At 61.0% G+C, this 11,605-nt stretch carries 5 protein-coding genes; all 5 read right to left on the bottom strand.

The features are described from left to right. Window positions 1-5: 5 nt before the first annotated feature. Genes CKO12_RS04520 through CKO12_RS04500 form a run of 5 tightly spaced genes read right to left on the bottom strand, consistent with a single transcriptional unit; the run spans window position 6 to window position 11,564 of the window. On the bottom strand, window positions 6-3,767 hold the full coding sequence (locus CKO12_RS04520) for a translocation/assembly module TamB domain-containing protein (RefSeq protein ID WP_200153546.1): 3,762 nt from the start codon (window positions 3,765-3,767) through the stop codon (window positions 6-8). Then, complete coding sequence (locus CKO12_RS04515; RefSeq protein WP_200153545.1) at window positions 3,764-5,560, bottom strand: autotransporter assembly complex protein TamA; 1,797 nt, start codon at window positions 5,558-5,560, stop codon at window positions 3,764-3,766. Before CKO12_RS04515 ends, CKO12_RS04520 begins: the two co-directional genes overlap by 4 nt. Before the next feature lie 15 nt (window positions 5,561-5,575). After that, window positions 5,576-6,514 carry a histone deacetylase family protein gene (locus CKO12_RS04510; RefSeq protein ID WP_200153544.1) on the bottom strand — a complete coding sequence of 313 codons (939 nt, stop codon included), beginning with the start codon at window positions 6,512-6,514 and terminating at the stop codon, window positions 5,576-5,578. 36 nt (window positions 6,515-6,550) lie between these two features. Then, on the bottom strand, window positions 6,551-7,891 hold the full coding sequence (gene rlmD, locus CKO12_RS04505; RefSeq protein ID WP_200153543.1) for a 23S rRNA (uracil(1939)-C(5))-methyltransferase RlmD: 1,341 nt from the start codon (window positions 7,889-7,891) through the stop codon (window positions 6,551-6,553). 34 nt (window positions 7,892-7,925) lie between these two features. Next, a complete protein-coding gene (locus CKO12_RS04500; protein WP_200153542.1) occupies window positions 7,926-11,564 on the bottom strand; it encodes a sulfite exporter TauE/SafE family protein in 3,639 nt (1,212 codons plus the stop codon). Between the last annotated feature and the right edge of the window lie 41 nt (window positions 11,565-11,605).

Below are 11,605 nucleotides of genomic sequence, written 5' to 3'. Positions count from 1 at the left end.
ATGGTTTAATGTTCAAATTTGAAATACACATCAACACTATTTTGTGCGCCCGTTTCCGTTTCAATCTCAATTCTACGCGACAGGTTATAACGCAAACGCATTTTATTAGGGGCATGACCAAATCCAGTTTCATATTCCCCGTATAAATCAGGCGTCAAATAAGTCCCTAATGCCAAATTGGGGTCTTGCGCCCGATCATCATCTGCTGGCGCAATTCCGGTCATTAAATACTTAGTCATTTGCGCCGAAGTCATATTGGGATCGCTATCGGAAAAAAATGCTAAATGCGGAGTGCGCAACGTTCCCAATACCCGCACACCCGCGCTGGTGGCACCGCCTTGACGTTCGGCTTGCAACAATAACCCCGGATCATCCAGCGCACTTTTGGCAAAGATCAACCGCCCCTGCAAAATCGTCAACGGCGCACCCAGTTCCGCCGCCGCCATCCCCAACGCACTCGACAACTGATATTGCCCATCGACAATCTGCACCTGCCCATCGCCAGTCAGCGCCTGCCCCGGCACCTGCGCCACCCGCACCGCGCCCAACAACCGCCCGCGCACCCCAAAACCATCAAGCGTCACCTTCTGCCCCAAGATCACCCGCAGGTCTAACCGCAGCGGCAACGGTGACGACGGTTTGGCGGTGGTCAACACAATGTCCGGCGATGCCGTCACCGTACCCACCGGCAACGTGCGCGGGCGAATCCGCGCCTCCGGCACCCGTATCTCACCACCCAACGTCGCCCCCGTCGCCCCCACTTCCAGCGTCAGTTGCGGCGACACCAGCGCAAAATACTCTTTTGTATTCGCCACTTGCAGCCGCTCACCGCTGGCTGCGAGCTGCAACTGCCAATCAGAACGCGACCAGCGCCCGTCACCCGTCAATGTCACCAGTCCCCCGCCCAGCAGCGCCTGCCCCGACACCGCCACCTGATTCGGCAGCGGCGTCGTCAGCGTCAACGCCCCTTCCGTCAGCGCCAAACCCAGCCCCGTCATCTCAACATTCAACTCCCGCACCTGCGCACTTCCCCGCAGCGCCGGAGCTGCCACCGTCCCCGCCAGCGTCATCTCCGCTGTCAGCGTCCCCCGCAATTGCGCCAGCGCCGGCACCAGCGGCTCCAATCGCGCCAGCGTCAACACCTGCACCTGCATCTTGCCGCGCAGCGGTTGTTCATCACGCAGCGGCGCAGCAGGCACCCAGCCGGGCAACGCCAGCTCCGCCGTCACCGTTCCCAATTCCTTAACCGGAACCGCGATCTGCGCCGTCAAACCCGCCGCCGTCAGCGCCGCCGTCAACGCCGTCCCGCTCAGATCAAAGGTCTCACCGCCACTGCGCACCAGCCCCCGCTGCCAGCGTCCGCGCCATGATCCAGTCAACTTGCCCGCCACCGCCTGCACCACACCATGAGCATCCAACGCCCCTTCGAGATGCAGCGGCGGCGGCACCAGCGCCCGCACCACTTCCATTTCCAAACGCGGCACCTCCAGCGTCGCCGCCCAATCCTGCGCCGTCTGCATGGTCAGCGTCACACAGCCCCGCGAACCGCCCTCGTGCCGCACACACAACGGCGTTGCCGTCACTTGCGGCGCTTGCCACTCCACCGTCAACGGCTGCTGCAATTGCCAACGACCCGTTTCCGGCGCCAGCCAGTGCGCTCGCGTCACCGTCCCACGCCAGCCACCCGCTGGCAGCAGCGCCCCAGTTGCCACCACTTCCAGCGCCCGCTTGGCACCAGTGAGCGTCATCTGCCACTGCTGCGTCGTCCGCTGTCCGCTACCGCGCAGCGTCAAATGCGTCCACGACTGTGTACCCAATTGCAGCGCAGTCCCATCAACCGTCACCGCCACCCGCCCCGCCCCGCTCAGATCAAGATCACCGCTGCCCACCAATCGCTTCACCTGCTGCCCGGCAAGCTGCACCTCTGCCGCATCGACTGCAAACGTGATCTGCGGAGCCGTCAGCGCCCCACGCCAGCGCCCGTTCACCGTCACCCGCCCACTCGCTCCCGGCCACACCTGCGCCAAATCTGGTGCCGTGAGCGCCAACGTCAAATCACTGACTCCCGCCGTAGTCGCCATTCCGTCCACACGCAAGCGACTAGAACCGAGCTGCGCGGTCACTTCCGTGAAGCGCAGCATGTCACCGTCCAGCGTCACCGTTCCCGCCGCCGTCACCGGCGCACCGCGCAAGGTTCCGCTGAGTTGTTCCAATTGCAGCGTGCTCATCAGCACTGCCGTTGGTTCCGTCGTTGCGGGCAATTGTCCCTGCGTGGTCAAACGCCCACTGATGCGCCCGCGCCACTCCGCAGCGATCACCCCCGGATCAAAATCAGTCCACTCCAACTGCGCCGTCCAGCGCGGCTGCGGCATCAGCACCAAACTGCCCTGTCCGCGCACCGCTCCCGCTCCCGTCTCCACCTGCAACGCCGTCACCGTCACCTGCTGCTCACGCACCGTCCCGCTGATCGCCAACTGCGCCGGAAGCGGCACCTCGCCGGGCGTGAGCGTTGGCAGCAGCGCCGTTGCCGTCACCTGATAGTCCAGCGCCGTCGGAGTGCCGGCGAGCGTGACCACGCCCTGCGCCGAGGTCAGCAGCGACGCACCCTGCAACGGCCAGCGCAGCGCCTGCCACTCTCCGCGCAGTTGCGCGTGCGGCGTCGGCGAGGTCAACGCGATTTGACCAGTCAACCGCAGCAGTGCCGGAGTCAACGCCGCTGCTGCTGGCGGCACCTGTTGCGTCAACTGCACCGTGCGCAGCGTCAATTCCGCCGGTTGCCAACCGAGATCAAGCGCGAGATCAGCGCCGCCCCACTCCGAATGGTGCAGCGTGAGCTGTCCGCTGACATCAGCCGCCGTCAGGGTGCCGCGAGTGGTGAGCTGACCCTGCACCGTGAGCGGCGGCAAGGTCGGTTCTAAGCTGACCAGCGCCAGCGGCTCCAGCGTGATCGCGCCTTCCCAAGTCGGCGCAGTCAGCAGCGCGTCCACCTGTCCCGTGATCTGCGCGGTGATCGCGCCGCTGGTGGTCAGTGCCAAGCGCAGATGCTGCACATCACCAGTGCCATGCCCGTATCCGCGCCAGTGGTGCGGCGTGTTGGGGCTGAGTTCCCACCCGACATCCAGCGCCAGCGGATAGTCGCCCGTGACGGTCAATTGACCACTGGCGCTGACGGTGAGAGCGGAAGCGGGTAACTGCGCGATGAGGTGGCGAATGGTGAGCTGGGTGTCTTGCCACTGCGCGGCTAAACGCAGGTGCTGGAGTTGAAATGGGGCGGCGGGCGCGACGGGCTGAACGCGCAGATTGGTGAGCGTTGCTTGCGTCACTTCAAGTGGAAATGGCAGGCGCAGCGATGGCAGGGCAAAGGGAACGGCTGGCGCGGGGCTGGGTAGCAATGTGACGCTGACATCGGTCAGGGTGAGCTGGTCGAGATGCAGGATGCCGGTGAACAACGATAACGCTGACCAATCTACCCCGACGCTGCCGAATTGAAGGGTGGCGGTGGGCAAGTTCACGGTGACGCCGTGCAGTTGCCAATGTCCGATCACGCGCCCGTCTGCGCCCGCGATGTGGAGCTGTGCGGGAAAAAGTGCTTCGGCGCTGGCACACAGTAGCCGCAGCCCGGTTTGGGTGGTCAGCAGCATGATTCCGCTCGCCAGCAGCAGGCGTCCGCTGATCGTCAGCACGACGTGACGCCACCAGCGCCAGCGCCCGCTCCGATCAATGCGCGGCGGCACTGCGGCTGGGGCGGGAGCAGCGGCAGCGGTCATAAATCTGGACCGATCACGAGATGCAGTCGCGCCGGTGGTACGCCGTGACGCTGCGGGTCTTCTGACAAGGCGAAGGCTAAATCACAGCGAATCTGGCCGAGTGGTGATGCCCAGCGCACGCCGATGCCGGCGCTGAGTTCAGGAGCTGGGGCGTTGAGGCGATCAAAGGCGTTGCCAAAATCGGTGAAGAGGGCGCTGCTCCAGCGTCCGGCAAGCTGGCGCTCTATTTCGATGCTGCCGACGGCGAGGTAGCGTCCACCGCTGACGCGGTTGTCATCGGTACGCGGTCCCAGCGTCCCAAAACCCCAGCCGCGCAGCGATTGGTCGCCACCGGCATAAAAGCGCCGACTCAGCGGCAGGTCGCGCACTGCGGCGGTGAGGGTGACGCCAAGATCGCCGCGAACGATGAGGCGATAATGATCGGCAAATGCTTGAATGCCTTTGTATTGCAGTTCTCCGCTGAGATAGGTGGCTTCCGCTAACACGCCTTCTAAACCACCCAGCAGGCTGTATTTGAGCCGGTAGCCGTGCTGCGTCAGCAGTGGGTCATCGGTGAGGGTTTTTGCCCACGATACGGTGGGCACCAGTTCGTTGGTGGCACCGAGATCGCGCCCGTTGCCATCCAAATCTTCGTAGCGGTAATCAACGCCAAGGCTGCGTCGCCATCCGGTGGCGGTGCTGCTGATGTGGGCAATTTGCAGCGTTTGAGTCCAGCCGCTGCCGAGCGCGGTTTCTTCGGTGACGCTGAATTGCGGTTTGATGCTGAGGTAATCGCGGGCGGGATCGTGTAACGGGATGCGGTAATCCAGCATCAATGTGGATTCGGTTGGCGCGAGGCTCAGGGCGGTGCGCAGGCGATGTCCCCAGCGATTGAGATAGCGGCGTTGCCAATCAAGGCGCAGGCGCGGGCCGAGATCGGTGGCATATCCCAGTCCCAGCCGGTAGTGGTTTGGCAGGCTGGGGGTGGTGACGACGGTGATGGGTATCCAGTGCGCGGGACCGGGCGGAGTGGGTTGCGGGATGAGTTCGACGCTGCGGAAATAGTCGCTACCCAGCAGGCGACTTTGCAGTTGAATCAAGCGGTTGGGTGTGTACAGTGCGCCCGCGTGAAAGGTGACGTAGCGTTGCAGCAGTCCGACATCGAGATGCGGGGATTGAAAGGTGACGGCGCCTAGAAAATAGCGCGGCCCGGTGGCGAGATGGAGCTGGACGGCGGCGTGGTTGGTGGCGGGATCAACCTGCACTTGGTGAATAAGCCAGTGGGCGTCTTTATAGCCAGCGCGGGCGGCGCACGCCTGCACCTGCGCTTTGGCGGCTTCGTAGGCGCTGTGCTGGAGAACGTCGCCGCGCCGCAGCGGTAAGCTGACCGGAAAGATGGGATCGGTCGCGCCCTCTCCGCTGAGTTGATAGTCCACCGTGCTGATTGTGACTGGTGCGCCGAGGGTGATGTGGTAATGCGCTTGCCAGCGGTCGCCATGTTGCTGCACGGTGGCGTCAAGCTGCGTTTGATAAAAACCAAATGGAATCAAGGCGTCGCGGATTTGCGCTGGCGCGAGGCGATGGAGATAGTCAAGGCGGGCGGGCGTGAGTTCGCGGTCGCTGCGTTCTTGATAAATGCCTAATTGCGCCAACACGTTGCGGCGTTCTGCGCCGGTGACGCCAGTCACAGTGACTTCGAGCGTGAGCGCAGAAACCGCACTCGCAAACCACCACAAAACCCAGCTCAGGAGGCATCCCTGCCAGCGCCGCCGCCGGCGCTGCTGTGGCAGGTGAAGTGCGGAAAGAGCAGGCATGTGATCCGACAGTTGTTACACCTGCCCGATCAATTCATCTACATGCGTCGCAACGCTGCGTCCCAATGCGGAGAGCGCATATCCCCCTTCTAAACAGGACACCACCCGCTCTTGGCAATGTTTGCGGGCTAATAAATGAATCTCGCGGGTGAGCCAGCCAAAGTCGGCAGTGTGCAAATTGAAATGCGCCATATCGTCTTCGAGATGCCCATCAAAACCAGCGGAAATCATCAGCAATTGCGGCGCAAACGCATCCAATCGCGCCAGCCACGCTGCGCCCACCGCCGCCCGAAACGCTGCGCCGTCAGTCAAACGCGGCAGCGGGACGTTAATCACGTTGGGAGCGGTGCTGTCAGCGCCGGTGCCGGGATAAAACGGATGCTGGAAACTCGAACACAGCAGCACCCGCGCCTCGCCGCTGAAAATGTCTTCGGTGCCGTCGCCGTGATGGACATCAAAATCCACAATCCCGATGCGCTCCAGCCCATGTACCGCCAGCGCGTGTGCCGCGCCGACTGCCAGATTGTTGAATAAACAAAAGCCGCCGCTGGTGCGACGTCCGGCGTGATGCCCCGGCGGACGCACCGCGCAAAAAGCGGCGTGGTGGCGATCACTCAGCACCAAATCCACCGCTAAAATCGCCGCGCCAGCAGCATGTTGCGCCGCCTCCAGCGTGTGGCAATTCAACGCCGTGTCGCCATCAAGCCACACCAGCGCCAGCGGATCGGTGCCGGTGGGCGCGGCAGCAAAAATGCGTTGCACATAATCGGCATCGTGAACGCGGGTGAGCTGTTCAATGGTCGCTGCTGGCGCGTCGTAATGCGTCACCAACATCTCCATCCCGGACGCGACTAACCGATCTTGAATCGCGTACAGACGTTCGGGACATTCGGGATGATGCGCACCCATGCGATGGGCTTGACAAGAAGGATGAGAAATCAAGGCGAGGTTCAACGGACGTTCTCGCGGCAAGTGAATGGTGACGCGATGCTAATCGCAACCCAACTCGTGTGCTCGATAAAAAAGTGCCATCGACTCCACATGCGCAGTGTGCGGAAACATATCCATCACTCCCGCCGCGTGCAGCCGATAGCCCAAACTGACGAGCTGGGCGGCGTCCCGCGCCAGCGTCGCCGGGTTGCATGAGACATACACAATGCGCTCAACGCCCAAACGCGGTAACACCTCCAGCACCGCCTGCGCCCCGCTGCGCGGTGGATCAAGCAGCGCGACGGTGAACCGCTCTTGCAGCCACGGCTGGTGCTCCAAGCTGCCATCGAGATTGGCCGCATAAAACGTCACATTATCAAGCTGATTGTGGGCAGCATTGGCTTGTGCCCGCGCCACCAAACCGGCGTCGCCTTCCACACCAATCACCCGCGCCGCCTGTTGCGCCAGCGGCAAGGTGAAATTGCCCAGCCCGCAAAATAAATCCAACACCGCCTCGTGCGGCTGGATCGCTAACAATTCCAACGCTTGCGCCACCATGAGCTGATTAAGCGCCCCATTCACCTGCGTGAAATCGTGCGGCAAAAACGCCAATTGCAGCCCCAAATGCGGAAATTGATAATATAAATCAACCGCTTGCCCGGGCAACGGGCGGATCGTCTCCACCCCGCCTTCCTGCACATACAGCCGCCACTGTTCCTCCGCTGCGAGCGCCAGCAACAAGTGCTCATCCGCCGCACTCAGCGGCTGCATCACCCGCAGCACCAGCACCGTCGCCGCATCACCAACTGCGATCTCCACCTGCGGCACCTGCTCGCGGATGCTCAACTGATCCAGCGTCGCCGCCAGCGCCGTCAACCGCGTGCCGATGCTGGGATGCAACACCGCGCAGGTGCTCAAATCAGCGAGAAATCCGCTGTGGCGCTCCCGAAATCCGACCAAGGTGCGCCCTTTTTTGTGGACATAACGCACGCCCAGCCGCGCCTTACGGCGATAGCCCCAAGATTCCGCCACCACCGGCGGCAGCCATGCGCTCGGCGTCACCTTGCCGATGCGCGTCAACAGGTCAGCGAGGCTCGCTTGTTTGACCGCAATCTGCGCTCCCGCGTGCAAATGTTGCAGGCTACAGCCGCCGCACAGACCAAAATGTGGACATTGCGGCGTCACCCGTTCCGGCGCAGCGCGGAGCACTTCCACCACCGTCGCCTCATCAAAATGCCGCTGAATGCGGGTGTAACGGTAGCGCACCCGCTCACCCGCCAGCGCCCCGTCCACGAAGACGGTTTTGCCGTCGATATGCGTGAGACCGCGCCCCTCGTGAGTGAGCGCAGTGATGTCAGCCTCGACCACTTCAGTTGGCGGTGATTGACGTTTTCTGGACATGCCATGAATTCCAATAGTGCAATAAAAACTGCAATTAAGGTGTCGGTAAATGATCGTGTACGATCATCAATTTTGCGCCAGCGCGACCGCTAAACATTTGTAAATCTTCACTGAGTTGTTGCCAGCACTGTTCGCGTAATAAACTGCCATCGCCGCCCACCGTTACGGTTAAAAATAAATCCGGTTCCAATAAAAAGAAGTGAATGGTGAGCGCCGTCGGCGTGGCAGTTGTTCCATATAACATTAACTTCAATTCAAATGAGGCAGTGGCTAAACGCGGGCGCTGCGTTTCCACCCGAGCGAGACCGCAATTGGGTTCGCGGCACCGGCGGCGCAAGGCATACGCTAATTCACGCTCACAAAAGACACAAATGGCGCGTTCAATCTCGGCGAGATGACGGCGAGCATCGCGCAGGCGCTGCGGCGTATCAATTCCCGTGCGAATTTGCGTGCGCAACACGCGCCGTAACCGATCAAAGGCTTTGGGTAATGTGCCGCTGTGAAAACCGCGCTGTAATAAGCCCCGCATCGTTTCGCCGTGATGACCAATAATTGCTAATTCAATTGCCGCACATTCAATGAGCACGGGCTGAAGTGGTGGTGCGGAGACGACGGGCACGGGCGCTTTTTTAGTGAACCAGCGCCATGACCACGCATGACGCAGCCGCCATTTCAATCCGGTAAATTTGCGCCATTTCTCTTTGAAAAACGAGCTTTTCATTTTTTTGCCAACCGCTGGATGCGGCGGATGGCGGTGATTGGCGGCGTACAGTTTCCAGTTTTCTTTGAGTTCCCAGACTAAAAAACCAGCCAAGCCCGGCAATAATAAAACGGTGATAGTAACGACGGGATAAGCGACCCATTTTGGTAAAATGGTGGCGGTGACGGTGAGCAAAAAACTGGTGATGAGCGGAAAAAATGGCAACATCAATTTATGCCCAATTGTCACCAGAGGAAAGTGTTTAATTGGATTGACCTGCGGTTCCACCAAGACAGTGACATAAAATTGCATCACTGCATCGATCAGCCGCCAAATCGGTACCAATAAGGCTTTTATAATAAGCTCTAAACGTGATTCACCTAAGCGATGACTCAATAATTCTTCAATCCAATGCAAGCCTTGTTGAAAGCGGCGCGTGACTTCTTTGAAAAATTGGATGAGTTCGCGCACTAAACCAATAATGAGAGTTTGATTGACAATGCGCACCACGCGCCCCACACCGCTGGCGGTGTCATCGAGTAAATGCCGACCGGCTGGCGTATTGCGTACCAAGGTACCAAGTGCTAATGCTAACGCAAAAACAGAGAGTTCTGGCGTGGTTAATTCACCCGCAACAAGGCTATTGATTGCGATAATTGGCGTTAATAAAAAGCTGCCAACGAAAAATGGACGCAGTAAATGGCGATCAACGCTGCGCACGACGGTGGTGTCGAGCAATTGCAGCAGCGGTTGCCAGCGCAGGAGGCGGCGTAAACCGTCGTAAAGCAGGAGCCGCACGCCCCACCACAGCCCGCGCAGCAGCGCCAGCAAGATGGTGCGCACGCCGTGCGCGTGGACGATCACGTTTATCAGCGTGCCGACGGCGATGACGAGCCACAGCGGGGTTAAATCCACGCTGTGATGCGTCAATACGTCAATCAAAACGTGCAGCGTTTTTAAGCCCAAAAAGGCGAATCCAAACGGCAAAATCAGATGCGCCAAGATCAGACGTCCAACGGCGGTGCCGAACAGCGGTGCGCCCAGTTGCTGCAATCCTTTCAAATAAAACTCGCCGGGTTTGTACACGCCCGGCAGCGTGTGGGCGGCGCTGCGGTCGAACTGCGCCAAGCGGTCGCCGTTGACCAGCGCGGCGGCGGTGAAATCCGGCAGGCGCAGCAGGTTGCGGGCGACGATGTCGCGCACGTCGGTGAATTTGAGATGCCGGCGATGTTCAATCACGTCGAGCAGCTCGCGCAGCACCTTGTGCGCGGCGATTGCCTCGCGGTGATCGTGGGGACAAAAACCTGCTGCGGTCAGCGCGTGCTGCAAATGCGGTTTGAGCTGCTGTTCCAAGTGGACGGTCAGTTGCTGCGCTAGTTGGTGCAGCGGCTGATGGAAGCGTTCCACCAAGAGCGGCTCCCAGCCGAGTTGTTCTAAGCGCGTCAAGCTGGTGTCGAGAGCGCGGAGGGCTTTGAGATTGGCTTGAAAGGGCAACACCTGTCGCAGGTGGGTTTTGCCCATGCTCAATATCCACACCAGCGGGCGCAGCTCGTAATACGTCGTGCGACTTTCCAACAAGACGCGCTCTAAATCGTGCAGCAGGGTTCGCGCCGTCCAGGTGTCAGCGGGAGCAAGGCTGGCTGCACCCAGATGACTGACGAGCTGGCTGAGTTCGTGGGCGCTGCTGGCGTCTAAATTCCACTGCTGCGCCAGCAGCATCGGCAAGGCGCGTTCAGCCGCTCGTCGGCGCTGCGCCAAGCGTTCCGCTAAAGGTGTGCTGGCATCCGCGCAGGTGGTGTCGAGATGGTGAAGACGGCGCTGCGCGGCGGCGAACTGGTCAATCACGGTCGCAAATTGATCGCGGCGTTCAGCCGCTGCCGCCGTGCGCAGGGCGTGGCGTAATAGCAGCAGGGCGCAGCGCCAGCGTAATTCGGTCACGACGGCGGGAATGCCGGTGCGCCACCAAAAAGGTCGCGGCAGCGCCAAGAGGATGTCGAGAAGCGGGGCGATGCTGCCTAACACGACATCGCGCAGCCGTCCGCGCCAAGTGGTGACGGGCGTTGGCGTCATGTCGCAAGCATTCAGGGCTTGCGCGGCGGCACAGGTGCGGCGCTGTAACGGACAGGCATGAGTGGGTTCACAGGTTGCTGGCGCGGGAGCTGGCGCTGGTGGCGCGGCGATTTGGCGTTCTGGCGGCTGCCAACTCGCATCAGTGCGGGCATAAGGCAGATCGTTGGGCAGGCGCAGCGGTTGGGCTGCGGCTCCGCAGCGTTCATCCGGGCGGAGGCGTTGTAATAACGTCGGCAGCGGATCGGCAGATGGTGCGGGCGTTAAGTGCAGTCCGCTGGCGTGTAGCCAGTCGTCAATGGCTGCCCAGTCGGGAATTGCGGGAAAAAAGAAGCCGCGCACACCGGGGCTGAAATAATGCAGACGGACAATCAAGGCGACGAAGCTGCGGGTGATGAGGGCGGGGCTGAGACCAGCGGGAATGACGGCATCGCGGGTTAATAATTCGCGGATTTCTGCCAGCGCGGGCGCACCGATTAACGCGCTCAGGGCGCTGGTGGCGTCATCGCGGCGCAGATCGCGCTCGGCTTGCCACGTCCGCGCTACTTCCGCTTCAAATCGCCGCGCCCAATAGTCGCGCAGCAGGCGGGTGAAGCCAGCGGCATCTAACCGTTGCTCCACCGGCATCGGGAGCAAAATCACCTGCGCGGGTAAATTGAGACCTTCGATGATGGCGAGGGCTTCGGGATTTTCTGATTCGAGGCCGCTTAAAAAGTCCGTTGCCGCCATCAAGTAATACGTCAGCGCGGGGACGGAGGTCTCATAACCGTGCGCAGCAAGATGCTCGGCGATCAGGCGTTCCATCGCTCGCGGATGAAAGAGGAAGACGCCTTCGGTCGGTTTGAACACCCGCGCTCGAAAGAGGCGCAGGATGGAATCGGCGTCAGTCAATGACGAAAATGGCACGGGTGAATAGGCTCAAGTGGTCGCAAACATCGACAGGGCTG

Origin of the sequence: Chromatium okenii (assembly GCF_016583745.1) — a bacterium.
GTDB classification, from domain to species: Bacteria; Pseudomonadota; Gammaproteobacteria; order Chromatiales; family Chromatiaceae; genus Chromatium; species Chromatium okenii.
The sequence above is the reverse complement of the archived record's forward strand: the minus strand, read 5'-3'. Positions and strand labels throughout refer to the sequence as shown.